We start from the raw sequence: 26,185 nt of genomic DNA, 5'->3' as shown, positions 1-26,185 counted from the left end.
CCTGATCCGGTTCGCGCGCGTGGGTTGCGGCGCGCTCCGCCGCGGGCCGTTCTCCCGGCCGCCGGCGGCGGCACGCTTCCGCTCGCGGGCGGGCGGAAGCATGCCTGGTCCGGACTGGCTCAGTGGTTCCAGCGGAGACGGGCGATCCGGCCGTCCTGTCCGGAGGCCCAGCAGGAGCCGTCCGCGGTGCACTCCACCGCGTCGAAGCTGCCGGTGTCGAACCTCCGCCAGGAGACGCCGCCGTCGTAGGAGATGTCGCTGCCGGTGGGGCCGACCGCCAGCGCGGTGGTGCGCCCGCGCCACGCCGCCCCGGACCGGTACTCGCCCGGCACCGTCTTCGACACGGTCCAGTGCCGCCCGCCGTCCCGGGTGACCGCCGAACCGTCCGGCGCCGCGGCCGGGGTGTTGTAGTCGCCGCCGACCGCGAGCCCGTGCCGGGGGTCCCGGAACGCCAGCGAGTAGACGCCGGCGGTGGCGCCGCCCGGAACCGGCGCGGCGGTGACCGACCAGGTCCAGCCGCCGTCGCGGGAGCTGAACACCCGGGCCGTGGGGTTGCCGCCGGTCGCGAACCAGGCGTGCCGGCCGGCCGAGACCAGGCAGGTCCCGCTGGCCGCGAACGCGAACTCGCCGGGCAGCGCGTCGGGCATGCCGCCGGTCGGGCGCACCTGCCAGGTGCGGCCGCCGTCCCGGGTCGCCAGGATCCGGAACTTCCCGTCGACCGGGTCGGACAGGGCCAGGCCGTGCCGCCGGTCGAAGAAGGTCAGGCAGTCGTAGAAGGCCGCCGGGTCGGCGTTGCGGAACGTCTCGGTCCAGGTGGCGCCGCCGTCGGAGGTCGCGTAGATCCGGGAGTCCGGGCCGTTCCCGATGGTGAGGGCCGTCGCGTGCCGGGAATCGGACGCCTCGATGTCACGGAACTGGAGCCCGGCCGCCTCCGGTGGCCCGACCGAGGCCCAGGTGCGGCCGCCGTCGACGGTGCGCAGCACCGTTCCGGCGGATCCGGCCGCCCACGCGACCTTCGCGCTGACCGGGGCGAGCCCGCGGAACCGTGCGGTGGCGCCGGTCTCGGTGAGCTGCCAGGACGGACCGGAGCCCGGGGTGAATCCGGTTCCGCCGACCATGACGAGGGCAAGCACTGCGATGGACAGTTTTCGATGCAACGTCATGTCGGCGAACCTACCGCCTCCGGCAGCCGATCACGACGGGCCCGGGACGGGAGGCGGCCTCCGGCGACGGATCACGACGGGCCCCGGACGGGGTGTTCTCAGACGGCGGACCTCGACGGGCCGGGTGAGGGGTCCGGCGCCGGTCCCCCGTCGAGGAGCCAACGGCCGGCCAGCAGACCGCAGGCCAGGATCAGGACGGCGGCGATCATGGCGGCCACCCCCTGGGCGACGGGCCGTGGCCGCCGCCCGGGGGGTGGCAGACGCTGGAACCCGCTCAGTGATTCGGCCATGGCGTCCCCCCTCGTCGCGCCCCCCGAATCTCAACGGATCGACCCCTCGATCCGGTCGTCACCCGTCCCGGGTCGGCCGCCCGGCCGCCCCGGGTTCAGCCGTCCAGCAGGGCACGCAGACGGACGCTGTCCGCGAAGGTCCAGCCCGGCGGCGGGGCGATGGCGGCCCACCCGTCGACCGTCGCGGACTTGTAGGAGTGCCCGTGCCCGGTCGGCACCTTGTTGGAGAAGACCAGATCGCAGGTGATCTGCCAGAACGTGATGCCCGGGTACCAGTGCATGTCGGGGGTGACGTCGGGCGCCCGCTTCCCGGTGAGCCACGTCGGCTTCTGCCAGAGCAGGTCCCAACTCCACCACACCACCGGGTCGGTCGCGTTCTGCAGATAGACGACCTTGGGCCGAGGGCCGGACAGGCCACGCAGTTCGGCGGCGTCGTCGGCGAACTCCACCGGCAGGCCCGGATAGGTCGGGTCCCAGATCGGGCTGCCCGGCGCCCGCCGCTCAGTGAGCAGCCGGTGGGTCGGGTTGGCGAAGGTCGGTCCGAGCAGCAGGGCCCCGTCCGCCCCATCGACCAGGCCCTCGGGCGTGCCGAAGGTCTTCTCCATGCCGTAGGTCCCGAGGCTCTCGCCGAACAGCAGCAACCGCGGCCGGTCCCCGGGCGGCAGTTGGGCCCAGCGGGCCCGCACCGCGCCGATCAGCGCGTCGGCCGCGTCCACCACCTCGGACCGGTTGCCCATGAAGGCGAAGAAGCTCGGCAGGTAGGAGTACTGCATGGACACCAGCGCGGAGTCCCCGGCGTACATGTACTCCAGGGAGCGGGTGACCCTGTTGTCGACCCAGCCGGTGCCGGTCGGGGTGACGACGGCCACCACCGCCCGGTCGAAGGCGCCGGTGCGCTCCATCTCGCGAACCACCAGCGCGGCGCGCTCCTGGAGGGTGTCCGCCGAGGTGAGGCCGGCGTAGACGCGGATCGGCTCGGCCGCGGGCCGCCCGGCGAACTTGCTCAGTTCCTCCCCGGTCGGCACGCCGGCCACGAACGCCCGGCCCTGGCGGCCCAACGTGTCCCAGGGCACGAGCGACTGTGGGCCGCCCGAGCGTAGGGCGGACGAGGGGACCGTCACGCCGTTGCCCGTCCCGCTGTTCTCCACGGCCGCCGACCGGTCGGCCATCGCGAACAGGTTGGCGACCAGCAGGCCGTCGAAGGCGCCGTAGGCGAGCACGGCCACCACGAGGGTGCCCGCGCAATAGGCGGCCGGGTCCGGTGCGATCCGGCGGAACAGCCAGGCGCACCCGTAGGTGGCCAGCCGCAGGAGACGGGCGATCAGTAGCAGCATGCCGAAGGTGAGCAGGCTGATTCCGACGGTCCGGGCCACGTCGTACTCCGGCGCCGGTGGCATTCCGAGGCGGACCCGCAGGTCGCGCTGCCACCGGGTGCCGAGCCAGAGGAAGACCGCGACCAGCACCGGGACCGCCACCGCCAGCAGGCCCCACGCGATCAGGGTGGTCCGGGACCGGAACGGGCCCCGGAAGCGGCGGACCAGCGCGCCCGCGGTGGCGCCGAGTGCGTACCCCATGGCCGCGGTGATGCCGGCCACCACGCCCTGGAGGAACCAGGCGCGCGGCAGCAGGGAGGGGGTGAAGGAGAGGCAGTAGAAGAGGGCGGCGAAACCGGCGCCGGTGAGGCTGAGACCGGAGAGGACGATGCGCCGGCGGGATCGCGGCGCCACGACCGCGAGGGAGGTCTGTTCGGACGAGCGGCGAGGGGCGGGGATCCGGGTACGCAGCGGCGCCAGCCAACCGGGTGGGGGCGCCACCACCTGTCTGCGCATCCGGTGCTCCGTTCCGTCGGGCCGGGATCCGTACCAGGTGTGACCAAACCGCCCCGGTACGTGGCTCCTCCATCATCGTGGTTCGATGCCGGAAAGCGCCGCCCCATTTCCCTCGGGGTATTCCCCGGTTTCCTTCCCCGGGTTGGTTCACTCGGCCCTCGTCCTGCCGATGACAACCGGTGAGGAGGAACAATGCGGCTGCGTAACTGGATCGCGGTGCTGATCAGCGTGTTATTGCTGGCAGGCGCCGGGGTCGCCGGCTTTCTGGTGAACCGCTCGACCGTCCAGGCGGTCGAGAAGGTGCACCGGACCGACACCACCGCGCTCGGCGACAACAACGCCGAACTGACGGGACAGCTCCAGTACTACTCCACCGCTGAGCTCGGCAAGGTCGCAGGCCTGCTGGCCGGCGGTGGCACGGCGAGCGCGGACCAGGTCCGGGTGGCGCTCGCCGCAGCGGCCAGGAAGACCAACACCTTCACTTACGGGTTGATGATCGCGGACGCGAACCGTGGCTTCCAGATCGCGAGCCGGGAGTCCGGCACGCCGTCCACCGGCGACGCCGGATGGCAGCGGATGTGGACGCAACTGGAGAGCAACGACTTCGGCTTCTCCGACGTCATGCGGGTGGCCGGCGGCGACGCGGAGGATCCCGCCTCCTATGTGGCGGCGGTCGCCGTCCCGATCACCAAGGTGGACGGCACCCGCAGCGGTTACCTGATCGGGCTGAACCACATCGCCGCGACGTCGCTGCAGGGGTACATGGGCGAGCTGCAGAGCGACGCCCACCGGACGACCATCGTCGACCCCGACGGCCGGGTCGGCGCGGCGAGCGTCACCGACCTGATCGGCGACGCCATCAACCCGGACATCCTGCGGAACCGGGCCGGGTCCTCGGACCCGTTCGTGGAGTACACCGAGAACGACACCAAGATGATCGCCGTCGTCATCCCGATCACGCCCAGCGGCTGGTCCTATGTGCGGACGCAGACCAAGGCCTCCTTCGACGGCGTGATCTACAACCGCAGTCAGACGCTGAACCTGACGCTGCTGGCGATGCTGGTGATCGGTGTGGTCGGGATCAGCATGCTCGGCTATCGGACCCAGATCCAGCGCCGCCGTGCCGACGAGCGGTTCCAGGCCCTCTTCCAGCACGCCCCGGATCTGGTGTCGGTGCTGGACGGGGACGGGCGGATCATCTTCAGCAGCCCGAGCACCACGGCGGTGCTCGGCTTCAAGGCCGGCTCGCTGGCCGGGCACAGTGTCTTCGACGTGCTGCACGTCGACGACCAGCCGCAGATGCGGGAACGGCTGGGCGCGCTGCTCGCCGACCCGTCGGCGGTGCTGCGCCTGCAGGGCCGGGTGCGGACCGCCGGCGGCGAGTACCGGTGGTTCGACTTCACCGCCTCCAACCAGATGCACAACCCGGCCCTGAACGGCGTGGTCATCAACGCCCGGGACATCTCGGAGAACCGGGCGTTCCAGGAGCGCCTGGAGCACGAGGCGCAGCACGACCCGCTCACCGGCCTGCCGAACCGGCGGCGGATGCAGGACCGGCTCGGCGCCTCGCTGAGCTCGGACGCGGTGGCGGTCCTCTTCGTCGACCTGGACGGGTTCAAGCCGGTCAACGACGTGCACGGGCACGAGGCCGGCGACGAGCTGCTGCGCCAGGTGGCCGATCGGCTCAGCGCGTGCGTACGCTCCGACGACGTGCTCGCCCGGGTCGGCGGTGACGAGTTCGTCATCCTGATGCCGGGGGTGATGGGGCCGGACGACGCCCTGGCCATGAGCGCCCGCGTGCGGTACGTGCTGGGGCTGCCGTTCCGGATCGACGGGCAGGAGATCGCGATCGGCGCCAGCGTCGGGGTGCACCTGGCCGCGGCCGCCTCCGACGCGGACGAGGCCCTGCGCGCCGCCGACCACGCGATGTACGAGATCAAGCACTCGAGCCGGGCTCCGGCCGGTGCGGTCCGGGTCGGCCGGCACCGCGCGATGGACTAAACTTCGTGCACCTGGAGTGCAGTAAGTTGAGTGCACCAGGTTTTCCCGGCTGAACGGTGGTGGATGCGGTGTCCAAGGTGCTCTCCCGGCGTGACCTCGACTTCCTGCTCTACGAGTGGCTCGGCGCCGAGTCGCTTACCGCCCGCGAGCGGTTCGCCGAGCACTCCCGCGAGACGTTCGACGCGTTTCTCGACGTGTCGCAGCAGATCGCCGAGCGGGACTTCGCGCCGCACAACCGGGCCGGCGACCTGAACGAGCCGACCTTCGACGGCGAGCGGGTGACGATCATCCCGGAGGTGAGCCGGGCGCTGAAGGTGTTCGCCGAGTCCGGCCTGCTCGCCGCCGGGATGAACGCCGAACACGGCGGCCTCCAGCTGCCGCACGTGCTGCAGCGGGCCTGCTTCCTCTGGTTCCAGGCGGCCAACACCGCCACCTCGGCGTACGCGATGCTCACCTCCGGCAACGCGCACCTGCTGCTGACCCACGGGACCGAGGAGCAGATCCAGCGGTACGTCCTGCCGATGCTCGAGGGCCGGTTCACCGGCACCATGTGCCTCTCCGAGCCGCAGGCCGGGTCCTCCCTCAGCGACGTGACGACGAAGGCCGTCCGGAACGACGACGGCACGTACTCGGTCACCGGCGGCAAGATGTGGATCTCCGGCGGCGACCACGAGCTGAGCGAGAACATCATCCACCTGGTGCTCGCCCGGGTCGCCGGGGCGCCGGCCGGAGTCAAGGGCCTGTCCCTGTTCATCGTCCCGAAGCGGAGCCTGACGACCGGCGCGTCCAACGGCGTCGTGCTGGCCGGGCTGAACCACAAGATGGGTTACCGGGGCACCACCAACGCGGTGCTCGCCTTCGACGGCGCGTCCGGCGAGCTGGTCGGCGAGGAGGGCCGCGGCCTCCAGTACATGTTCCACATGATGAACGAGGCCAGGATCGGCGTCGGCGCGGGTGCGGTCGCCCTCGGCTACACCGGCTACCTGCACGCCCTGGCGTACGCCCGCGAACGCCAGCAGGGCCGCCCGGTCTCCGGCAAGGACCCGCTGGCCCCGCCGGTCGCCATCGTCGAGCACCCCGACGTCCGCCGCATGCTGCTCGCCTCCAAGTCGTACGTCGAGGGCGGCCTGGCCCTGGTCCTCTACGCGGCGAAGCTTCTCGACGAACCGTCCGAGGAGAACGACCTGCTCCTCGACGTGCTCACGCCGATCGTGAAGGCCTGGCCGGCGCAGTGGTGCCGGCTCGCCGACGACCACGCCATCCAGATCCACGGCGGCTACGGCTACACCCGCGAGTACCCGGTGGAGCAGTTCTACCGCGACAACCGGCTGAACTCGATCCACGAGGGCACCGACGGCATCCAGGCCCTCGACCTGCTCGGCCGCAAGGTCACCATGAAGGGCGGAGCCGGCCTGGCCCTGCTCCTCGACCGGATCAGGGCGACCGCCGCGAAAGCGCCCGAGGAACTCGGTGTCCCGGTGCTGGCCGCCGCTGACCGGCTGGCCGCCACCACGGCGAAGCTCTGGGCCACCGGCGATCCGTCGGCCGCCCTGGCGAACGCCACCGCCTACCTCGACGCCGCCGGCCACCTGGTGATCGCCTGGCTCTGGCTGGAGCAGCTGCTCGCGGCCGAGGGCAAGGAGGGCGACTTCTACCGGGGCAAACGGCTCGCCGCGCGGTACTTCGTCACGCACGAGCTGCCCCGCGTCGGCCCCATGCTGGATCTGCTCGATTCGGGCGACACGCTGCTTCGGGACATGGACGACGCCTGGTTGGGCTAGTTTGGCGTTCATGGCCGGTAAAGCCACGATCATCGAAGTCGGCGACCACGAGGTCCGGGTCTCCAACCCGGACCGGGTCTACTTCCCGGAGCTCGGCGCCACCAAGCTCGACCTGGTCGAGTACTACCTGGCGGTGAGCGATGGGATCGTCCGGGCGCTGCGCGAGCGCCCCTGCATGCTGCACCGCTTCCCGGACGGCCTCGCGGGTGAGAAGGTGCATCAGAAGCGGGTGCCGAACGGCGCCCCGCCCTGGCTGGAGACGGTCCGGGTGACGTTTCCGCGCTATAACCGGCACGCCGACGAGCTGTGCGTGACGAAACCGGCCGACGTGATCTGGGCGGTGCAGATGTCCACCGTGGAGTTCCATCCGTGGAACTCCCGGCGCGCCGACACCGAGCGGCCCGACGAGTGGCGCATCGACCTGGACCCGATGCCGGACTGCCCGTTCGACACCGTGCGCCGGGTCGCGCCCGTCGTCCGGGAGGTCCTCGGCGAACTCGGCATCACCGGCTACCCGAAGACCTCCGGCGGCAAGGGCCTGCACGTCTACGTGCGCATCGAGCCACGGTGGGGATTCTCCGACGTCCGCCGGGCCGCGCTCGCCTTCGCCCGTGAGGTGGAGCGGCGCGCCCCCGACGACGTCACCACCACCTGGTGGCGGCGTGACCGCGACCCGCGGTCGCTGTTCATCGACTACAACCAGAACGCGCGCGACCACACCATCGCGAGCGCCTACTCGGTCCGTGGCGTGCCCGCCGCCACCGTCTCCACCCCGGTTACCTGGGACGAGATCCAGGACCTGGACCCCGGAGACTTCACCATTCGTACGGTCCCCGCCCGCTTCGCGAAGCTCGGCGACCTGCACGCGACGATCGACGACCACGCCCACTCCCTGGACACCCTGCTGGAGTGGGCCGACCGTGACGAGAAGGCCGGCCTGGCCACGCCCGAATAAGCCCGCGATCTTGTTGCTTGCTGGCGCACCGTCGTCGTGGAATTCCACAAGATCGAGATGGCGGCGAATCAGGCTGTTGCGGTGGTGCGGCCGGCGGTGCTCTCCCGGATGATCAGCTTGTGCGGGGCCCGCATCTCCAGGCCGGGCGGCGGAGTGTCGCTGGCGATGCGCAGCAGCAGCCGGTCCACGGCGGTGGTCGCGATCATCTCCTTGTCCGGCGAGATGGTGGTGACCGTCGGGTTCGAGTACGCGCCGTCCTCGATGTCGTCGTAGCCGATCACCGCGACGTCCTCGGGCACCCGCAGGCCGCGCGAGACGATGGTGCGGATGGCGCCGAGCGCGACCAGATCGCTGTAACAGAACACCGCGTCCGGCGGTTCCGCCAGGTCGAGCAGGTGGGCCATGGCCTGTGCGCCGTCCGGGCGGTTGAACCGGGGCGTACTGATGATCAGGTCTTCACGGGGGACGAGGCCGCGTGCCTGGTGGGCCAGGCGGAAGCCGCGGGTGCGCCGCTGTGCGGCCTCGCCGGTGGCGTACGGCTGGTCGCCGATCGCGGCGATCCGCTGCCGTCCCAGGTCGAGCAGGTGGTCGGTGGCCTGCCGGGAGGCGGTCACGTCGTCTATGCCGACGTGGTCGAACCCGCCGTCGCTGGTCCGCTCGCCGAGGACGACCAGGGGCAGGGCCGGGTCGCGGTCGGCGAGGGCCTGCTGGTCGAGGCCGAGCGGACTGAAGATGACGCCGTCGAAGAGGAGCCGGCGCGAGCCGTGTGCGATGAACGCGCGCTCGTGTTCCGGGTCGCCGTCGGTCTGGTCGATCAGAACGTTGTAGCCGCGTGCCCGGGCCGCGCGGATCACGCTCTGCAACAGCTCGGAGAAGTACGGCGTGTCGAGGTAGGGGACCACCACGGCGATCTGCCCGGACCGGCCCTGTGCCAGGTTGCGGGCGAGCACGTTGGGCCGGTACCCGAGTTCGTCCACGGCGCGCTGAACGCGTTCTCTCGTACGTTCAGTGACGTTCGCATAACCGTTGACCACATTGGAGACGGTTCGGCTGGATACGCCGGCCAGCTCCGCGACGTCACGCAGAGTGACTTCTCGACGCATTGTGCCCCCCTCTGCCCGCCCCAAGTTTCCGGCAGGTTACCCCTTGCCGTCGTTCAGGCGTCCGTGCATGCTGTCTTTTGCAGCGCTGCAAAAGCGTAGCAACATCGCCCGTCGGACCGTGGAGAACCGTGTGGCGTGCGAAGTCCGGCCTTATGGCCGACCCCCGGTGTGCCAGCACCGGAGGCCGGCTCTCTGAGCCTCGAAACGGCTCAGAACTGATCAACTGGATACGCATCTAACTTGTCTGTGAGGACCCAGTGAACATCAGTGAACTTAGCGCACGGCGGGTCAGTCGGCGATCGGTTGTGGCGGCGGTCGCGGCCTCCGCCCTGGCGCTCACGGGTTGCAGCAGCGGCGACGACAAGACGGCCGAGAAGCCGACCGGCCCGGTCACCGTCAAGGTCTGGGCGTGGTACCCGGAATTCCAGGGCGTCGTCGACCTGTTCAACAGAACCCACAGCGACATCAAGATCGAGTGGACGAACGCGGGCACCGGCCAGGACCAGTACACCAAGCTCCAGACCGCGCTGAAGGCCGGCAAGGGCGCGCCCGACGTGGTGATGCTGGAGCTGCAGGAGATCCCCACCTTCCAGCTCACCAAGCACCTCGTCGACCTGGGCAAGTATGGCGCCAACGCGGTCAAGGGCGACTACGTCGACTGGGCGTGGAAACAGGTCAGCACCGGTGACTCCGTCTACGCCATCCCGGTCGACGCGGGCCCCATGGCGATGATGTACCGCGAGGACATCTTCGCCAAGTACGGCCTGACCGTGCCGACCACCTGGGACGAGTACAAGGCGCAGGCCGAGAAGCTGAAGGCCGCGTCCGGCGGTAAGTCGTTCATCACCGACTTCGGCGCCAACGACGGCGGCTTCATGACCGGCCTGATGTGGCAGGCCGGCGCCCAGCCCTACACCTACGACATCGCGAGCCCGTCGAACATCGGCGTCAACATCAACAGCCCCGAGGCCAAGAAGGTGATCGAGTACTGGGAGGGCATGGTCGGCGCCGGTCTGGCCGACTCCACGGCCTTCCACACCACCGACTTCTACAGTGGCCTCGGCTCGGAGAAGTACGCCACCTACCTCGCGGCGGGCTGGGGCCCCGGCTACATCCAGGCCAACGCCGCCGGCTCGGCGGGCAAGTGGAAGGTCGCCCCGCTGCCGCAGTGGACCGCCGGCGCCAACGCGCAGGGTGACTGGGGCGGCTCCTCGTTCGCGGTGACCGACCAGGCGAAGTACCCCGACGTCGCGGCCAAGGTGGCCATGGAGATCTTCGGTGCGAAGAACACCGAGGCCTGGAAGATCGGTATCGACAAGGCGTTCCTCTTCCCGACCGCGACCCCGGTCCTGGAGTCGGAGGCCTTCATGAACAAGGAATATGAGTTCTTCGGTGGCCAGAAGGTCAACGAGGTCTTCGTCCCGGCGTACAAGGCGATCGGCCCGTTCGCGTGGAGCCCGTTCAACAGCTACAACTTCAGCCAGCTCACCACCGGCCTGAACCAGGCGATCGAGAACAAGACCTCGTGGGGCGCGGCGCTGGACACGGCGCAGGCGAACGTCAAGACCTACGCCACCCAGCAGGGCTTCAAGGTTCAGTAATGACCGAGGTGCAGACTTCCCCCGCGGCCGCTCCGGCGGCCGCGGGACCCTCGCCGAAGGCGCCTGCCCGGCGGGCGACCCACCTGCGGGAGGCGGCGACCGGATGGCTGTTCGTCCTGCCGTTCGTGGTGTTGCTGGTCGCGTTCCTGCTGCTGCCGATGGCGTACGCCTTCAAGATCAGCCTGTATCGGTCGACCCTGATCGAGGGCGAGGTCTTCGCGCTCTTCGACAACTACCGGCAGGCGATCGACGATCCGCTGGTCCGTGAGGGCGTGGTCCTGGTCCTGGTCTTCGGGCTGGTCCAGACCCCGGTGATGATCGGGATCGCACTGGTCGCGGCCCTGTTGATCGACGCTGCCACCTCGCGGTTCTCCCGGTTCTTCCGGCTCGCCGCCTTCGTCCCGTACGCGGTGCCCGTCGTGATCGGCACCCTGATGTGGGGCTTCCTCTACAGCGACAGCGTCGGCCCGTTCTCCGCGCTGGGCGTCGACTTCGTCTCCGGCGACACGGTGCTGGCGTCGCTCGGCAACATCGTCACGTGGCAGTGGGCCGGCTACAACATGATCGTGCTCTACGCGGCGCTGCAGGGCCTGCCCCGGGAGACCTACGAGTCGGCCAGGATGGACGGCGCGGGCGAGGTGCAGATCGCCCTCCGGATCAAGACGCCGATGATCTCCTCGGCGCTGGTCCTGGCCACCCTCTTCACCATCATGGGCACGCTGCAGTTCTTCACCGAGCCGCTGATCCTGCAGCCGCTCAACCCGGGCGCGATCACCCAGCACTACACGCCCAACGTGTACGCCTACCACCAGGCGTTCTCGTTCCAGCAGCACAACTACTCGGCGGCGATCTCGTTCCTGCTCGGCGCGGTGGTGTTCGTCGGGTCGTACATCTTCCTCTTCGCCACCCGGAAACGGAGCGCGCTGGCATGAACGTCAAGAAGGGCAGCGTCGCCGCGCACGCCGTCATGGGACTGATGGCGGTCTACTTCCTGCTGCCGTTCTGGTGGCTGCTGGTCGCCGCGACCAAGAACAACGACGGACTGTTCCAGTCGAACGCGCTCTGGTTCGCCGACTTCCACCTGATCGACAACCTGACGCTGCTGTTCGACCAGGAGAACGGGGTCTTCCTCACCTGGATGCGGAACTCGGCGTTCTACGCGGTGGTCAGCGGTGTCGGCGCGACCGCCGTCTCGGCCCTGGCCGGTTACGCCTTCGCCAAACTGCGCTTCCCCGGCCGCAACAAGCTCTTCGCGCTGCTCCTCGGCCTGATCATGGTGCCGGCGACGGCGCTGGTGCTGCCGACCTACCTGCTGATGTCGCAGGCGAACCTGGTCGACACGATCTGGGCGGTGATCCTGCCGTCGCTGCTCAACCCGTTCGGCGTCTACCTGCTGCGGGTCTACGTCCACGACTCGATCCCGGACGAGATGCTCGAGGCGGCCCGCATCGACGGGGCCGGCGAGTTCCGGGTCTTCACCAGCGTGGCCCTGCCCGCGATGCGGCCCGCCCTGGTCACCGTCCTGCTGTTCAGCATGGTCGGATCGTGGAACAACTTCTTCCTGCCGTTGGTGATGCTGAGCGACGACCAGCTCTACCCGCTCACCGTCGGGCTGCGGGCCTGGTACATGTCCGCGATCATGGGCAACGGCGGAGCGGCTACGTTCAATGTGATCGTGACCGGGGCGCTGGTGGCGATCGTCCCCCTGATCGTGGCCTTCCTGATGTTGCAGCGGTACTGGCGCGGTGGCCTCACCATCGGAGCCGTCAAGTGAGGCTCGTCCACCACAGGCCTCGGGTTCCGCCGCGGCGCGGGTGACGACCAGCCCGCGCATCTCCTCTTCTTCTCGGTAAAGGGACACAACAATGCTCCGTGCGCGTGTCGCATTGAATCCGGCCGCCGTCGTGGCGCCCGTCAGCCGCCGTACCTTCGGCTCGTTCGTCGAGCACATGGGCCGCTGCGTCTACACCGGCATCTACGAGCCGGGCCATCCGCTCGCCGACGAGGACGGTTTCCGTACCGACGTGCTGGCGCTCGCCCGTGAACTCGGCGTCACGATGGTCCGTTACCCCGGTGGCAACTTCGTCTCCGGTTACCGCTGGGAGGACGGCGTCGGGCCGGCCGAGCGGCGGCCCCGCCGCCGGGATCTGGCGTGGCGCAGCATCGAGACCAACGAGGTCGGCATCGACGAGTTCGCCAAGTGGGCGGCGAAGGCCGACGTCGAGATCATGTACGCGGTCAACCTCGGCACCCGCGGCGTGCAGGAGGCGCTCGACGTCCACGAGTACGTCAACCACTCGGAGGGCACCGCGCTCTCCGAGCAGCGGCGCGCCAACGGCGCGGAGAAGCCCTACGGCATCAAGATCTGGTGCCTCGGCAACGAGCTCGACGGCCCGTGGCAGACCGGGCACAAGACCTCCGAGGAGTACGGGCTCCTCGCGGCCAGCACCGCGCGGGCGCTCCGCTCGGCCGAACCGGACCTCGAACTGGTCGCCTGCGGCAGCTCCAGCTCGACCATGCCGACCTTCGGCACCTGGGAGTCGACGGTCCTGGAGCACGCCTACGACGTGGTCGACTACGTGTCCTGCCACGCGTACTACGAGGAGCACGACGGTGACCTGGGCTCCTTCCTGGCCAGCGCGGTCGACATGGACTTCTTCGTGAACAGCATCGTGGCCACCGCGGACGCGGTCGGCGCCCGGCTGAAGAGCACCAAGAAGATCAACCTGTCGTTCGACGAGTGGAACGTCTGGTACCTGTCGCGGTTCCAGAGCGCGCCCCTGCCCGAGGAGTGGAAGGTCGCCCCGCGGGTCATCGAGGACCAGTACAACGTCGCCGACGCCGTCGTGGTGGGCAACCTGCTGATCTCGCTGCTCCGGCACAGTGACCGGGTCACCGCGGCCTGCCAGGCGCAGCTCGTCAACGTGATCGCGCCGATCATGACCGAGCCGGGCGGCCCGGCCTGGCGGCAGACCATCTTCCACCCGTTCGCCAAGACCGCCGCCCTGGCCAAGGGCGACGTGCTCCGGCTGCACATCGACGCCCCGACGTACGAGACGGCGAAGTACGGCGTCGCCCCGCTGATCGACGCCGTCGCCACCCACGACCCGTCCACCGGCGACGTGGTGCTCTTCGCGGTCAACCGGGACCTGGCGAACCCGGTGGAGTTCAGCGTCGACCTGAGCGCGTTCGGGGCCGGACTGACCGTCGCCGAGGCGTGGACGCTGACCGACGACGACGTCTACGCCGCCAACACCCGGGAGAACCCGGAGCGGGTGACCCTGCGCCCGACCGCCGAGGTGCCGGGCGGTGCGATCACGGTCGACGGCGGCATCGTCACGGCGACCCTGCCGCACGTCTCCTGGAGCGCCGTCCGTCTCGCCCGCTCCTGACCCCCGGCAGCCGGCCCGCGCTTTTTCAGCGGGGGCCGGCGCGGATCTTCCGATCTTGTATATCGATGAATCCCTCTCTGGAAGAGGGGGCTTCGTGCATCATGTGGCACTCGTCACTCGACGTTCGTCGAAGCAGTTCTCAAGAACACTTTCGCAGGTCGGGCCGTGCGTGGAGGGTGCTGGACCGGGTGTGAAATCCCCCGAGGTTCCGTGCGTAAGTTTCCTTCCCGTGTCCGGCCAGTTAGCCTCCCCTCAGTTAGGTAAGGTTTACCTTATTTGGAGGCCCCCGTTGGAGCGGTCCGAGTCCCCGCATCTGTTTTCCGGGTCCACCCTGGACGGTTACACGTCCGGTGTGTGGCACGCGTCGGCGCTGCTAGCCGACCGGGTGAAGGCGGTGCGGCAGCCGTACTCCGGCGCAGGAGTCGCCGAGTTGCAGGAACAGGTCGACGCCGTCGACCTCGACCGGCCGCTCGGTGACACCGGTGCGGCACTGCACGAAGTCGCCCGGCTCTACCTCGACAACGCGGTCTGGTTCCACGAGCCGACCTACGTCGCTCACCTGAACTGCCCGGTCGCGATCCCGGCGCTGAGCGCCGAGGTGCTGATCTCCGCGGTCAACTCCTCCGTGGACACGTGGGACCAGAGCACCGCGGGCACCCTCATCGAGCGCCGCCTGATCGACTGGACGGCCGGGCGGATCGGCTTCGGGCCGGACGCCGACGGCATCTTCACCAGCGGCGGCACCCAGTCCAACCTGCAGGCCCTGCTGCTGGCCAGGGAAGAGGCGCTGGTCGGGCTGGACCGGAAAGACGCCATCCCGCAGCTGCGGATCTTCGCCACCACGGAGAGCCACTTCAGCGTGAGCAAGTCGGCCGGCATCCTCGGCATGGCCGCCGACGCCGTGGTCGGCGTCGCCACCGACGGCACCGGCCGGATGGACCCGGGCGCGCTGGTCGCCGCGATCGACGGCGTGCGCCGCGACGGCGGCATCCCGATGGCCGTGGTCGCCACCGCCGGCACCACCGACCTGGGCCGCCTCGACCCGGTCGACGCCATCGGCGCCATCTGCGGCGACCAGGGCATCTGGTTCCACGTCGACGCCGCGTACGGCTGTGGCCTGCTCGTCTCCCCTCGCCGCCGGCACCTGCTCGACGGCATCGAGAAGGCCGACTCGGTGACCGTGGACTTCCACAAGAGCTACTTCCAGCCGGTCAGCTCCAGCGCCATCGTGGTCCGCCGGGGCGAGACGATGCGCCGGATCGCGGTGCACGCCGACTACCTGAACCCGCGTACCGCGGCGGTGCCGAACCAGGTCGACAAGAGCCTGCAGACCACCCGCCGGTTCGACGCGCTGAAGCTGTGGATGACGCTGCGGACCATGGGCGCCGAGCAGATCGGTGACATGTTCGACACCGTCGTCGACCGGGCGCACGAGACCTACCTGCAGATCGATGACGACGCGGATTTCGAGGCGGTGGCCGCGCCGACGCTGAGCACGGTGCTGTTCCGTTACCGGCCGGCCGGCATGAGCGTCGCCGAGTGTGACGAGCTGATGCCGAAGCTGCGGCAGCGACTGTTCTACGGCGGCCAGGCGATCGTCGCCGGCACCACCGTCGGCGGCCACTACTGGCTGAAGTTCACCCTGCTCAACCCGAACACCACGATGACGCACATCCGCAGCGTGCTGGACCTGATCCGCGGGATCGGACAGGAGATGACCGGCGAGCGCGACCAGGCCGCGGCGGTGATGGCCTGATGCGCACGCACGACTTCGTGGCCATCGGGGTCGGCCCGTTCAACCTGGGCCTGGCCGCCCTCACCGCGGACCTGCCCGACGTGGACGGCGTCTTCCTGGAGCAGCGGGCCGAGTTCGACTGGCATCCGGGTCTGATGCTCGACGGGGTGACCATCCAGGTCCCGTTCATGGCCGACCTGGTCACCATGGCCGACCCGACCAACCGCTTCTCGTTCCTCAACTACCTCAAGCAGGTGGGCCGGCTCTACCCGTTCTACATCCGGGAAAGCTTCTACCCGCTGCGCGCGGAGTACAACGAGTACTGCAAGTGGGTGGCGCGGCAGCTGCCGTCGATCCACTGGAACACCCGCGTCGACACCGTCACCCACGACGGCGAGGCCTACCTGGTGCACACCGGGGGCCAGACCTACCGGGCGCGCAAGCTGGTGCTCGGCATCGGCACCGCCCCGCGCGTGCCGGCCGCCGTCGACCAGGGGCCGTACGTGCACAGCGCGGACTACCTGCCCAACAAGGAGAAGCTCCAGGGCCTCGACTCGATCACGATCATCGGCAGCGGGCAGAGCGCCGCCGAGATCTACCTCGACCTGCTCAACGAGATCGAGACGTACGGCTACCACCTGAGCTGGATCACCCGATCGCCGCGGTACTTCCCGATGGAGTACACCAAGCTGACCCTGGAGATGACCTCGCCGGAGTACATCCGGTACCACCAGGGGTTGCCGATGGAGGTGCGCGACCGGCTCGGCCGTGAGCAGCGCAACCTCTACAAGGGAATCAGCGGCGACCTGGTCGACACCATCTACGACACGCTCTACGCCAAGAGCCTGGCCGGGCCGGTCCCGACCACCCTGCTGACCGGAACCGCCCTGGAGGGCGTGATCTGGGACGGCGAGCGCTGGACGCTGGCGCTGCACCACCGGGAACAGGAACGCTCGTTCACCGCGACCAGCCAGGGCCTCGTGCTGGCCACCGGGTACGCCCCCCGCGTCCCGTCGTTCCTGGACCCGGTCCGGGACCGGATCAGCTGGGATGCCCGCGGACGCTTCGACGTGACCGTGGACTACGCCGTCGACAAGTCCGGCAACGAGGTGTTCGTGCAGAACGCGGCCGAGCACACGCACAGCGTGACCGACCCCGACCTGGGCATGGGCCCCTACCGCAACTCGGTGATCCTCAAGGGCATCACCGGCCGCGAGATCTACAAGATCGAGGAGTCCATCGCGTTCCAGCAGTTCGGAGCGCCGAAGGCCGACATCCCCCGACAGTTGGTGAACCGATGAGACTCGTACCCCTCGACCTTGATCGTGATCTTGATCTTCTGCACACCTGGGTGACCCACCCGCGCTCGCACTACTGGGGCCTTCAGGGCGCGACCACCGACCGGGTGCGCGAGGAGTACCAGAAGATCGCCGACAACCCGCACCACCACGCGTGGCTCGGGCTGGACGACGACGGCGCCCCGCTGTTCCTCGCCGAGACCTACGACCCGGCGCACAGCGAGCTGGCCTCGCACTACGACGTGCGGCCCGGCGACATCGGCATGCACGTGCTCGTCGCGCCGCCCACCGGCCGGCCGCGATCCGGCGTCACCTCCGCGGTGATGCGGGCGGTCATGGACTTCTGCTTCGCCGACCCGCGGATCGAACGGGTCGTCGTCGAGCCGGACGTGCGCAACGAGGCGATCGCGCGGAAGAACGCCGAGGTCGGCTTCGTCGAACAACGCCACGTCCGGCTCCACGACAAGGTGGCGCGGCTCAGTCTCTGCACGCGGACGGCGTACGAGATGAGCGTCCCGCACCTGCGGCCGGAGGCCATCGAGTTCGCGCACCGCAGGCTGATCGCGAAGGCGATCGCCGAGTTCAGCCACGAGCGCCTGATCACGCCGGTCGCTCTCGGCGACGGCCGGTTCCAGTTCGGTGAGAACACGTTCGCCGCGAAGCGGTACCCGCTCGAACACTGGGTGATCGACCCCGAGTCGCTGGACGGGCCGCTGGACTCGCTCGACTTCATCGCGAACCTCCGGGAGACCCTCGGCATCCCGGAGAAGCTGCTCGGGACCTATCTCGAGGAGATCTCCGCGACACTGGCCGGCACCGCATGGAAGTTCGCGCACCGCCGGGAGACCGCCCAGGACCTCGTCCACGCGAGCTTCCAGACCATCGAGGCCGCGATGACCGAGGGACACCCCGGGTTCGTGGCCAACAACGGGCGCATCGGTTACGGACTCTCCGACCATGCCGCCTACACCCCCGAGGCCGGGCGGCCGGTCCGCTTGCGGTGGGTCGCCGTCCGCAAGAGCGAGAGCATCTTCGTGTACGACGGCGACGAGCTCGCGCATTACCGGGCGGAACTGGGCGACCTCCTGGACCGGTTCGAGTCTCAGTTGCGCGGGCACGGGCTGGACCCGGCGGACTACCGGTACCTACCGGTGCACCCGTGGCAGTGGGAGCACAAGGTCACCGTCACGTTCGCTCCCGACGTGGCCCGCCGGGCTGTCGTCCCGCTCGACGCCGGCGACGACCGTTACCAGGCACAGCAGTCGATCCGGACGTTCTTCAACCTCGACCGGCCCGAGCGGCACTACGTGAAGACCGCCATCGCGGTGCAGAACATGGGTTTCCTGCGCGGGCTGTCCCCGAAGTACATGAAGGCCACGCCGCCGATCAACGACTGGGTCGCGTCCGTCGTGGAGGGTGACGAGGAACTGCGGGCCTGCGGGTTCGGGGTGCTCCGCGAGCTGGCGGCGATCGGGTACACCGGGGACGCCTACCACCGGACGGGCACGCCTTCGGCGTACACCAAGATGCTCGCCGCCCTGTGGCGGGAGAGCCCGATGCCGCGCCTCGCCGAGGGCGAGCGGCTCGCCACGATGGCCAGCCTGCTGCACCGCGACCGCGCCGGAGACTCCCTGGCCACCGCCCTGATCCGGGAGTCGGGAGTGACGCCGGCCGAGTGGGTCGCGTCCTACCTGCACGCCTACCTGCGGCCGGTGGTGCACTGCATCCTCAAGCACGACCTCGCCTTCATGCCGCACGGCGAGAACCTGATCCTCGTGCTGGAGAACCACGTGCCGCGCCGGGTCTTCATGAAGGACATCGGCGAGGAGGTGGCGGTGATGAACGACCAGCCGCTGCCGCCCGAGGTGGAGCGGATCCGGGTCGACGTCAGCGACGAGTTCAAGGAACTCGCGATCTTCACCGACGTGTTCGACGGGTTCCTGCGGCACCTCGCCGGAATCCTCGACGCCGACGGGGTGCTGACCGCGGGCGAGTTCTGGGCGCTGGCCGGGGACTGCGTGCGCGGGCACGCGAAGGACCACCCGTCGCTGACCGGGCGACTCGACCTGCTGCGGCCCACGTTCAAGCACTCCTGCCTGAACCGGCTCCAGTTGCGCAACACGCTGCAGATGGTGGACCTCACCGACCAGGCCAGCTCGCTGATCTTCGCGGGCGAGCTGGAGAACCCGATCTCGGCATGAGGGTCTATCGCGACGATCACGGGATCCCGCACCTGCGAGCCGGCTCGGTCCTCGACCTGGCCTGGCTCCAGGGGCGGGTGACCGCCGCCGACCGTGGCCGCCAGATCGAGGTGGAACGGCGCCGCTCCGAGGGCCGCCTGGCCGAGGTGGCCGGGATCGCCGAACTCGGCTGGGACCGGTTCGCCCGGCGGGCCCGGCTCGACGACACCGCCCGGCGGTGCTTCGAGAATTCGGACCAGCCGACCCGGGACTGGGTCTCCTCCTACGCCGCCGGTGTCCGCGCGGGCGGCATCGAGTGGCACCCGTGGTCCTCGTACGGCGTGTTCCTGGTGCAGCACATCCTCTTCGGGACGTTCGGCAACAAGATGTGGCGTGCCCACGTCGAACGCACCCTCGGGCCCTCCGCGATCGCGTGGTTCGCGATCGAGGGCCCGGGCGGCTCCGGAAGCAACGCCTGGGCCGCTGACGCGCACATCGCCGGAGATCCGCACCGCCTGCTCGAACTGCCGGGCGTCTACCAGCAGATCCGCCTCGCCTGCCCGTCGTTCGACGTCGCCGGGCTCACCTTCCCCGGCGTCCCCGGCGTGCAGCACTTCGGCCACGCCGGGTCGGTGGCCTGGGCCATCACCAACGCCATGGCCGATTACCAGGACCTTTACATCGAGGAACTGCGCGCCACCGGCGACGGGCTCCAGGCCCGCGGCGCGACCGGCTGGGAGCCGGTGGTCACCCATCAGGAGACGATCGCCGTACGCGATGACGATCCGGTCGTGGTCGACATCGTGGAGACCGCCCGTGGGCCGATCATCGACGGCGACCTGAGTCTGCGTACCCCCGCTCGCGCCGGTTTCGATCTGGGTTTCGACGCCCTGCTGCCGCTGCTGCACGCGTCCACGGTGGACGACGTGGCCGACGCCCTGTCCCGGTGGGTCGAACCGGTCAACAGCGTCCTGACCGCCGACTCCACCGGCCGCACCCTGCAGCTCACCGTCGGCCGGGTGCCGGAGCGCGACGAGCGCAACCGCCTCGTGCCGGTTCCCGCCTGGAAAACCCGGTACGAGTGGAAACCCGGCTGGGCCCCGATGTTCCGCGCCGAGGTCTCGTCCGCCGTCAACGCCAACGACCGCCGGCCCGACACCGCGCCGTACGGCGTCGACTTCGCCCCGCCCGCCCGTGCCCGCCGGATCCGTGCCCTGCTCGACGCCGGCGTCGAGCACGAGAAGATCCACATGGACACCGCGCTGCCCGCCGGCTCGATCGACGCCGGCCACGCGATGGCCCGGCGGTCGGCGCTGGCACGTGCGCTGTGCGACCTGCCCGCTCTGCGGCCTCTCTTCGAGCCGTGCGGCCACGACCCGCTCTTCGCCCCGTGGACCGATCCGCGCGCCCGCATCGGGATCGCCCTGGACGGGGTGCTGGGCGGCCTCGGCCTGGACCCGTCGGCGCTGGCGACCCTCCCCGCCGACGGGGAGTCCTGGGGCTCGCGGCACCTGCTGCACCCACTCCAGCTGCCGGGTCTCTCCGTCGCCGTCCCGCAGGTGGAACTCGGTGGCTCGGCGGCCTGCGTGCTCAACACGTCCAGCGTGCCCGGGGTCAGCGACCTGTGCTGGCGCGGCCCGGTCGCCCGGTACGTCTGGGACCTCACCGACCGGGCACGAAGCCGATGGGTCGTGCCGTTCGGCGCCTCCGACGACCCGGCGTCACCGCACTTCCTGGACCAGCTGCCGCTCTGGGCGGCCGGCTCGCTCATCCCGCTGGTCACCGACTGGGACCTCCTCGCCTCCGATCGGAGTCTGTCCATGATCGTTCTCTCGGAGAAGCTGCCCGGCCTCGGCGAGCTCACGATGATCCCGCTCGACCCGGCCGCCCACGCCCCGGTCGTGCACACCTGGGTGACGAAGGAGCGCAACCGCTTCTGGGGCATGGCCGGGCACACCGTCGAGAAGGTCGAGGAGATCTACGCCTTCGTCGACAGTCTCGACAGTCACCACGCCTACCTGCTGCTGCTCGACGACGGGCCGATCGGGATCTTCCAGACGTACGAGCCGTCGCTGGACCCGGTCGGCGAGTGCTACGAGGTCCTCCCCGGCGACTTCGGCCTGCACCTGCTCCTCGACGCCGGCGACCGGAACCTGCCGCACCTGACCAGCGCGGTCTTTCCGGCGCTGCTGCGCCACCTCTTCACCGAGCCGTCCCGCGAGCGCATCGTCGCCGAGCCGGACGTCCGCAACGAGCGCATGATCAACCGCCTCCGGCGGCTCGGGTTCACGCTCGGCCCCGAGATCGATATGGGTCACAAGAAGGCCCAGCTCACCTTCCTCGACCGCGTCCGCTTCGAGGGCTCCGCGGAGTAGCTCCGGGCGTATCCTTGCTCCAGGACTAGAAGCTGACGAGCTATTGCTCCATATCAAGTAGCGTGGGTAACCTGGCCGCATGACTAGCAGACTCCTTCGGGAGGAAACCATGAGCGCAACCAATGCCGACGATGTCCCGGCCGTCGAGGGCCGAGGCTTCACCCCCATCGACGAGTTGATTCGCCAGATGGGTCGGTCGCCGATGACATTCGAGCAGTGGGCCACATCGGCCCCTGACGTCTTCGAGTCAGACGAGGAGCTGGACGAGTTCCTTCTCTGGTACCGCGCCGAGCGTCAGCGCAACCTCGGTTGATCAAGGCTGATGCGACGCATTGTTTTCGACACAGATGTTGCTTCGGCGCACCTCAAGGATCGGATGCCGCCGGTGCTCGCCGCTAAGGTCGCTGGCTTCGAGCCAGTAATCACCTTCGTCGGCCGTGCGGAACTTGCAAAATGGACATATAAACGAGACTGGAGCACCTGGAGACGTGCCAGGCTCGCCAGGTGGCTCGCCGCATGTCCGCTGTTGCCGGGGGAGGATGCGGTAGCCGACATGTACGGCATGCTTTCGGCTTCCGCGGAGTCGCGGGGCCGACCGCGGCCGATGAACGACATGTGGATTGCGGCCTGCTGCCTGGTGCACGGCCTGCCGCTGGCGACACTCAATGTGAAGGATTTCGACGAATTTCGAATCCATCACGGGCTCACCCTCGTGACGGCCTGACGGCTTCCTCCCGGTTGGTTATCGTCTCGGGCATGGAGTTCCGGGGTGAGTTGCAGAAGACCGGGGGGAACACCACCGGCTTCCAGATTCCCGACGAGTTCGTGACCGCCCTCGGTGGGGGCGGGCGGCCCAAGGTCGTCGTCCGGGCCGGCGAGTTCGAGTTCCGGTCGTCGATCGCCAAGATGGGCGGCTCCTACTGGCTCGGCGTCAGCGCCGAGCGCCGCACCGCCGGTGGCCTCGAAGGAGGCCAGGTCTACGACCTCGACATAACCCTGGACGAAGCTCCACGGGCCATCGAGGTTCCTGAAGATCTCGCTGCGGCCCTCGCCGCCGAGCCGGAGGCCAAGGCCTTCTGGGACGGCATGTCCTTCAGCAATCAGCGGTGGCACGCCGAGCAGTTGACCTCGGCCAAGACCGCCGAAACCCGGGCCCGGCGTCTCGCGAAGTCCCTCGACCTGCTGCGAGCCGGCAAGGCCCGCTGACCCCGGCCCGCCGCCGCAGGCCCGCTGGCCTCAAGCCGCCTGGCCGGCTGCTCGTCAGGCCGCGCCGGGACCGGCGGAGAGATCTCCCGGGCGGTGTGGCGAGGACGCTCGCCGGGTCGAAGGGATGTTCGGCCGGATCGACATCCGGCCAGGTCAGAAGGCGCGGGCTGATGCGTTTCCCGGACTCCTCGTGAACCATCGGGGAGCATCATCCCCGGCGTCACCGCGGGCGGTAGGCCACCTCGGGGTCGAGCACGCGCACCCACGACGGCCGGTAGGCCGGCAGGCGGGCGTCCACCTCCTCCTGCAGGTTCGTGCGCCACGGGCCGGAGACGCCGTCGTCGTGCCACCAGGACGGCCAGGAGTCGTACCGTCGCTCCACCCGTACGCCGGTCGCGGTCGTCTCGATCCGCAGGAACAGCCACCTGCCGTACCGCGGATCCGATTCGGCCCGGCGCAGGGCCCGGACCAGTTCGGTGAGCCGCCGGAACGCGGCGTAGCGCTCCTCGCCCGGCCGGTCCGCGGGCGGGTGATCGCCGGGCTGCACGCTGAAGCTGGTGGCGTCCGCGTACGCCAGCAGGGTGCACCGCCCGTCGGAGCGCGGCGCCCGGTCCTGGAGCCAGCCGACCAGCTCGTCCAACTCGGCGGTGGCCGGCGGGGCCGGCCGGGAGATCTCGGGGGAGTCCCGCATGGCGGCCCAGACGAGGCGGTCGTGCTCGCCCTGACTGAGCCGGCGGACCCGGCGCATCGGCGGCCGCTTCCCGGGCTCGATCCGGGGCACGGAACTGCCGGGCACGATGCCACCCCGCGCGGCGGTGGCCATCGCCGCGCTCAGATCGGGCGTCTCCCCGGTCAGGAGTTCGGCGAAGTGACCGCCGGTGACCTCGGTGCGCACAGCCGCGGCGAGCAGGCGCTCGGCGGCCGGCCGGGGGCCGAGCCGGGTCAGCGCCCGCAGCGTGCTCTCGGCGGTCAGCAGCGGCCCGGCCAATCGGGTCATGCCGTCGCCGAGACCGTCGCGGTATCGGACCCGGGACCACCGGCCGCTCTCGTGCCAGACCACGAAACCGAGCCGGTCTTGTTCGGCGAGCGACGACAGCGTGTCCCAGGGCAGCCAGTCGGGAGCGCCGGTGAGCAGGTCGAGCGCCGGGTCGGCCCGGGTGGTCTCACGGTGTTCGTGATCGTGGCCGTAGAGCACCGCGCGGCGTCCGTCGAGCAGCGCGAAACGGGCCCAGCTTCCGTCGTGGTGGTCGCGCCCGGCTCCACGGCCGTCGATCGACCACATGCCGGTGCGCCCGACGGCGGCGCAGGTGGCGCTCAGCGTCACCCAGCGGGTCCAGAGCAGTCCGGGCGCGGGCAGGTCCACGTCGGTCAGCATCTGTCCACTGTGCCAAAAGGATGTGGGTGTCCTCCAGGGTGCCTTGTGGGTGCGGTCGGTAGCGGGTCGGGTGCGAGCGGTCAGCGGTCGCGGGGGCGCGCCGAACGGCTCTGCGATGCTTACCCACGCCTTTGGCCTCCTCGGTGCCGTCCTGTCCATGTCCATCGCCTGGCCCCAGGTCTACCGGTCCTGCGTGCGCCGCCGTACCGGCGGCCTGTCGGCCACCGCTTGCATGCTGAGTGTCGCGATGCCGCTGGGCTGGGTCACCTACGGGCTGCTGATCGGCGACCGCTTCCAGGTGGTGACGAACACGGTCAGCGCCTCGACCGGCCTCGCCATCCTCATCGCGCTGCTGGTCACCCGCCCGGCCGTGCGTGCCCGCCGTGCGCTCCTGGCCAGTGCGGGCGCCGCCGCGGGTGTGCTGCTCGTGGTGCTGGGCACCGCCGCCTCCGCCGCGCTGCCGCAGGTCTCCGGGCCGCGGGCGGCGGCGATGCTGGGCACCGCCCTGGCCGCGATCTCGCTGGTGTCGGCGGTGCCGCAGCCGCTGGCCCTGCTCCGCGACCGCAACCAGGACATCTCCGGGCTGTCGCCGGCGCGCTGGACCCTGGCCGCGTCTGCCTGCGGTTCGTGGTTCGTCTACGGCGTCGGCGTGGGCCAGCCCGCGGTGTGGGCGTCCGCTCTGGTGGGCCTGACCAGTGCCCTGATCGTCTGCGGTGTGCTGTTCGCCCGTCGGGGCGGCGCTCTGGTGCCGGCCACCGCCTGATCCACAACGGACTACCCGGCGCGGGGGGGGGGGGGGGGGGGGGGGGGGCCCGCCGCCGGGTGGGGGGGCACCCGCCCCCCCCCCCGCACCCCCGGGCGGGGCCGCCCCGCGGGCGCCTGGGGGCCGCCCCCGCTTCGCCGTAAGCCCCCTCCAACGGCGCGCGAGCCGTCGCTCACACGCGTTCCCAGCGCGTGATGGCGCGCCGGCGCTACGGCTGGATGGCCGGGCCGTGCCGCGGGCCGTCGTTCGCGCGCGTTTCGGGGGCGTGGTGGGGTGGTTGGGTTACGGCTGGTGGCTGGCCGGGCGGGTGAGCCGTCGTTCCCGCGGGTTGTGCGTGTGTGGCGGGGTGCTTGAGATACGGCTGGGGTGTCAGGCCGTGCGGGCGGCGAGCCACTTCGCCAGGGTTGTCGGGGCGAGATGGGCCGTCGGCCCCGCGACGAGGGCGTCGACCGGGATGTCCGCGCCGAAGAACGGCTTGCCGTCGCTGATCACCTGTCGGCCGGGAGCCGCCAGGCGGCGACCAGCCTCGTCGAGGGTCAGCGCCTCCGGGCCGGCCACCTCGACCGTGCCGTCGGCCGGCTCCGACTCGGCGATCCTGGTCAGGTAGTCGACGAGGTCGGACAGGGCGATCGGCTGGAGCCGCAGCGGTGAGAGGTGGATCTCGTCACCTCGGGTGTTGGCCTGGATCAGCACGTCCAGGAACTCGAAGAACTGAGTGGCCCGGACGATCGTCCAAGGCACCCCGCCAGCGCGGACCGCCGCCTCCTGGGCCAGTTTCGCCCGGTAGTAGGCCAGGTCCGAGGCCTCCTCCAAGCCGATGATCGACAGCACCACGTGGTGCCGGACGCCGGTCTTCGACCCGACGGCGGTCAGGTTCGCCGAGGTGGTCCGGAAGAACGCCGTCGCCTCGGCCTCGTCCTGTGACGGCGGGTTGGTGACGTCGATCACCACGTCGGCGCCGGTGAGGGCGTCCTCCAGGCCGGCGCCGCCGAAGGCGTCTACACCGGTCGATGGTGACGCCGGCACCGCCTCGTGGCCGCGTGCGCCCAGGGCCTCGACCAGCAGTCGTCCGGTCTGCCCGGTGCCGCCCACCACAACGATCTTCATTCGTGCTCCTTCGGTCGCCGTTACTCGAAGG

21 protein-coding genes and 1 pseudogene are annotated in these 26,185 nt (G+C 70.1%); 16 read left to right on the top strand and 6 right to left on the bottom strand.

Features of this window, described 5'->3' with window-relative positions; all coding sequences use genetic code 11:
• Window positions 1-119: 119 nt before the first annotated feature.
• The 3 genes from QLQ12_RS31790 to QLQ12_RS31780 form a co-directional block, all read right to left on the bottom strand.
• The gene (locus tag QLQ12_RS31790; RefSeq protein WP_282764213.1) at window positions 120-1,163 is read right to left on the bottom strand and encodes a WD40/YVTN/BNR-like repeat-containing protein; all 1,044 of its coding nucleotides are present in this window, start codon (window positions 1,161-1,163) and stop codon (window positions 120-122) included.
• 98 nt (window positions 1,164-1,261) lie between these two features.
• Complete coding sequence (locus QLQ12_RS31785) at window positions 1,262-1,453, bottom strand: hypothetical protein (RefSeq protein WP_282764212.1); 192 nt, start codon at window positions 1,451-1,453, stop codon at window positions 1,262-1,264.
• A 95-nt stretch (window positions 1,454-1,548) separates the two neighbouring features.
• Window positions 1,549-3,282 carry an alpha/beta hydrolase gene (locus QLQ12_RS31780; protein ID WP_282764211.1) on the bottom strand — a complete coding sequence of 578 codons (1,734 nt, stop codon included), beginning with the start codon at window positions 3,280-3,282 and terminating at the stop codon, window positions 1,549-1,551.
• Window positions 3,283-3,474: 192 nt separating this feature from the next.
• Here QLQ12_RS31780 and QLQ12_RS31775 point away from each other — a divergent pair, with 192 nt between their 5' ends.
• From QLQ12_RS31775 to ligD, 3 genes are read left to right on the top strand one after another with little or no spacing between them, the layout of a single operon-like run.
• Entirely contained in the window at window positions 3,475-5,283 is a 1,809-nt protein-coding gene (locus QLQ12_RS31775) for a diguanylate cyclase domain-containing protein (RefSeq protein WP_282764210.1), read from the top strand.
• Between the two features lie 59 nt (window positions 5,284-5,342).
• The gene (locus tag QLQ12_RS31770; RefSeq protein WP_407651654.1) at window positions 5,343-7,064 is read left to right on the top strand and encodes an acyl-CoA dehydrogenase; all 1,722 of its coding nucleotides are present in this window, start codon (window positions 5,343-5,345) and stop codon (window positions 7,062-7,064) included.
• A gap of 10 nt (window positions 7,065-7,074) precedes the next feature.
• Window positions 7,075-8,019, top strand: coding sequence for a non-homologous end-joining DNA ligase (ligD, locus tag QLQ12_RS31765; RefSeq protein ID WP_282764208.1), 945 nt, complete (start codon window positions 7,075-7,077; stop codon window positions 8,017-8,019).
• Window positions 8,020-8,087: 68 nt separating this feature from the next.
• On the opposite strand, the gene QLQ12_RS31760 is transcribed toward ligD, so the two are convergent.
• Window positions 8,088-9,122, bottom strand: a complete 1,035-nt coding sequence (locus QLQ12_RS31760; protein ID WP_282764207.1) for a LacI family DNA-binding transcriptional regulator — start codon at window positions 9,120-9,122, stop codon at window positions 8,088-8,090.
• 305 nt (window positions 9,123-9,427) lie between these two features.
• Between QLQ12_RS31760 and QLQ12_RS31755 the strand changes: the two genes are divergently transcribed.
• The 12 genes and pseudogenes from QLQ12_RS31755 to QLQ12_RS31705 all read left to right on the top strand — a co-directional run bounded on the left by QLQ12_RS31755 (window position 9,428) and on the right by QLQ12_RS31705 (window position 22,909).
• Complete coding sequence (locus QLQ12_RS31755; RefSeq protein WP_282764206.1) at window positions 9,428-10,723, top strand: ABC transporter substrate-binding protein; 1,296 nt, start codon at window positions 9,428-9,430, stop codon at window positions 10,721-10,723.
• Window positions 10,723-11,655, top strand: coding sequence for a carbohydrate ABC transporter permease (locus QLQ12_RS31750; RefSeq protein ID WP_282764205.1), 933 nt, complete (start codon window positions 10,723-10,725; stop codon window positions 11,653-11,655). Before QLQ12_RS31755 ends, QLQ12_RS31750 begins: the two co-directional genes overlap by 1 nt.
• Window positions 11,652-12,497 (top strand): carbohydrate ABC transporter permease, encoded by an 846-nt coding sequence (locus QLQ12_RS31745; RefSeq protein WP_282764204.1) that lies wholly within the window; start codon window positions 11,652-11,654, stop codon window positions 12,495-12,497. Before QLQ12_RS31750 ends, QLQ12_RS31745 begins: the two co-directional genes overlap by 4 nt.
• Before the next feature lie 91 nt (window positions 12,498-12,588).
• Window positions 12,589-14,115, top strand: a complete 1,527-nt coding sequence (arfA, locus tag QLQ12_RS31740) for an arabinosylfuranosidase ArfA (protein ID WP_282764203.1) — start codon at window positions 12,589-12,591, stop codon at window positions 14,113-14,115.
• 289 nt (window positions 14,116-14,404) lie between these two features.
• Window positions 14,405-15,871: a pyridoxal phosphate-dependent decarboxylase family protein gene (locus QLQ12_RS31735; RefSeq protein WP_282764202.1), complete on the top strand. Its 1,467-nt coding sequence runs from the start codon at window positions 14,405-14,407 to the stop codon at window positions 15,869-15,871.
• Window positions 15,871-17,151: a lysine N(6)-hydroxylase/L-ornithine N(5)-oxygenase family protein gene (locus tag QLQ12_RS31730; RefSeq protein WP_282764201.1), complete on the top strand. Its 1,281-nt coding sequence runs from the start codon at window positions 15,871-15,873 to the stop codon at window positions 17,149-17,151. The genes QLQ12_RS31735 and QLQ12_RS31730 overlap by 1 nt, the downstream gene beginning before the upstream one ends.
• Entirely contained in the window at window positions 17,148-19,349 is a 2,202-nt protein-coding gene (locus QLQ12_RS31725) for a GNAT family N-acetyltransferase (protein ID WP_282764200.1), read from the top strand. The genes QLQ12_RS31730 and QLQ12_RS31725 overlap by 4 nt, the downstream gene beginning before the upstream one ends.
• A pseudogene (locus QLQ12_RS31720) lies at window positions 19,346-21,109 on the top strand (penicillin acylase family protein); the annotation flags it as partial. The gene QLQ12_RS31725 and the pseudogene QLQ12_RS31720, both read left to right, overlap by 4 nt.
• A gap of 39 nt (window positions 21,110-21,148) precedes the next feature.
• Complete coding sequence (locus QLQ12_RS47180; RefSeq protein ID WP_407651653.1) at window positions 21,149-21,703, top strand: GNAT family N-acetyltransferase; 555 nt, start codon at window positions 21,149-21,151, stop codon at window positions 21,701-21,703.
• Window positions 21,704-21,812: 109 nt separating this feature from the next.
• Complete coding sequence (locus QLQ12_RS31715; RefSeq protein WP_282764198.1) at window positions 21,813-22,016, top strand: hypothetical protein; 204 nt, start codon at window positions 21,813-21,815, stop codon at window positions 22,014-22,016.
• Between the two features lie 9 nt (window positions 22,017-22,025).
• Complete coding sequence (locus QLQ12_RS31710; RefSeq protein ID WP_282764197.1) at window positions 22,026-22,427, top strand: PIN domain-containing protein; 402 nt, start codon at window positions 22,026-22,028, stop codon at window positions 22,425-22,427.
• Window positions 22,428-22,459: 32 nt separating this feature from the next.
• Entirely contained in the window at window positions 22,460-22,909 is a 450-nt protein-coding gene (locus QLQ12_RS31705; protein ID WP_282764196.1) for a YdeI/OmpD-associated family protein, read from the top strand.
• Window positions 22,910-23,129: 220 nt separating this feature from the next.
• Here QLQ12_RS31705 and QLQ12_RS31700 read toward each other — a convergent pair whose 3' ends face one another.
• On the bottom strand, window positions 23,130-24,284 hold the full coding sequence (locus QLQ12_RS31700; protein ID WP_282764195.1) for a hypothetical protein: 1,155 nt from the start codon (window positions 24,282-24,284) through the stop codon (window positions 23,130-23,132).
• A 115-nt stretch (window positions 24,285-24,399) separates the two neighbouring features.
• Here QLQ12_RS31700 and QLQ12_RS31695 point away from each other — a divergent pair, with 115 nt between their 5' ends.
• On the top strand, window positions 24,400-25,047 hold the full coding sequence (locus tag QLQ12_RS31695; protein ID WP_282764194.1) for a SemiSWEET transporter: 648 nt from the start codon (window positions 24,400-24,402) through the stop codon (window positions 25,045-25,047).
• Window positions 25,048-25,416: 369 nt separating this feature from the next.
• Here the strand turns inward: QLQ12_RS31695 and QLQ12_RS31690 are convergent, their stop codons facing one another.
• Complete coding sequence (locus QLQ12_RS31690) at window positions 25,417-26,154, bottom strand: SDR family oxidoreductase (RefSeq protein ID WP_282764193.1); 738 nt, start codon at window positions 26,152-26,154, stop codon at window positions 25,417-25,419.
• Window positions 26,155-26,185: the final 31 nt, after the last annotated feature.

This window comes from Actinoplanes sandaracinus (genome assembly GCF_030009775.1).
GTDB classification, from domain to species: domain Bacteria; phylum Actinomycetota; class Actinomycetes; order Mycobacteriales; family Micromonosporaceae; genus Actinoplanes; species Actinoplanes sandaracinus.
Note: the sequence above shows the minus strand (reverse complement) of the source record. Positions and strands in the feature narration are given on the sequence as shown.

Excerpts from the sequence above, each read along its gene's own strand:
- arfA (WP_282764203.1), top strand. The coding sequence starts at position 12,589 with ATGCTCCGTGCGCGTGTCGCATTGAATCCGGCCGCCGTCGTGGCGCCC.
- QLQ12_RS31725 (WP_282764200.1), top strand. The coding sequence starts at position 17,148 with ATGAGACTCGTACCCCTCGACCTTGATCGTGATCTTGATCTTCTGCAC.
- QLQ12_RS31750 (WP_282764205.1), top strand. The coding sequence starts at position 10,723 with ATGACCGAGGTGCAGACTTCCCCCGCGGCCGCTCCGGCGGCCGCGGGA.
- QLQ12_RS31785 (WP_282764212.1), bottom strand. The coding sequence starts at position 1,453 with ATGGCCGAATCACTGAGCGGGTTCCAGCGTCTGCCACCCCCCGGGCGG.
- QLQ12_RS31775 (WP_282764210.1), top strand. The coding sequence starts at position 3,475 with ATGCGGCTGCGTAACTGGATCGCGGTGCTGATCAGCGTGTTATTGCTG.
- QLQ12_RS31790 (WP_282764213.1), bottom strand. The coding sequence starts at position 1,163 with ATGACGTTGCATCGAAAACTGTCCATCGCAGTGCTTGCCCTCGTCATG.
- QLQ12_RS31710 (WP_282764197.1), top strand. The coding sequence starts at position 22,026 with ATGCGACGCATTGTTTTCGACACAGATGTTGCTTCGGCGCACCTCAAG.
- QLQ12_RS31760 (WP_282764207.1), bottom strand. The coding sequence starts at position 9,122 with ATGCGTCGAGAAGTCACTCTGCGTGACGTCGCGGAGCTGGCCGGCGTA.
- ligD (WP_282764208.1), top strand. The coding sequence starts at position 7,075 with ATGGCCGGTAAAGCCACGATCATCGAAGTCGGCGACCACGAGGTCCGG.
- QLQ12_RS31690 (WP_282764193.1), bottom strand. The coding sequence starts at position 26,154 with ATGAAGATCGTTGTGGTGGGCGGCACCGGGCAGACCGGACGACTGCTG.
- QLQ12_RS31780 (WP_282764211.1), bottom strand. The coding sequence starts at position 3,282 with ATGCGCAGACAGGTGGTGGCGCCCCCACCCGGTTGGCTGGCGCCGCTG.
- QLQ12_RS31745 (WP_282764204.1), top strand. The coding sequence starts at position 11,652 with ATGAACGTCAAGAAGGGCAGCGTCGCCGCGCACGCCGTCATGGGACTG.
- QLQ12_RS31730 (WP_282764201.1), top strand. The coding sequence starts at position 15,871 with ATGCGCACGCACGACTTCGTGGCCATCGGGGTCGGCCCGTTCAACCTG.
- QLQ12_RS31705 (WP_282764196.1), top strand. The coding sequence starts at position 22,460 with ATGGAGTTCCGGGGTGAGTTGCAGAAGACCGGGGGGAACACCACCGGC.
- QLQ12_RS31700 (WP_282764195.1), bottom strand. The coding sequence starts at position 24,284 with ATGCTGACCGACGTGGACCTGCCCGCGCCCGGACTGCTCTGGACCCGC.
- QLQ12_RS31695 (WP_282764194.1), top strand. The coding sequence starts at position 24,400 with ATGCTTACCCACGCCTTTGGCCTCCTCGGTGCCGTCCTGTCCATGTCC.
- QLQ12_RS31715 (WP_282764198.1), top strand. The coding sequence starts at position 21,813 with ATGAGCGCAACCAATGCCGACGATGTCCCGGCCGTCGAGGGCCGAGGC.
- QLQ12_RS47180 (WP_407651653.1), top strand. The coding sequence starts at position 21,149 with ATGATCGTTCTCTCGGAGAAGCTGCCCGGCCTCGGCGAGCTCACGATG.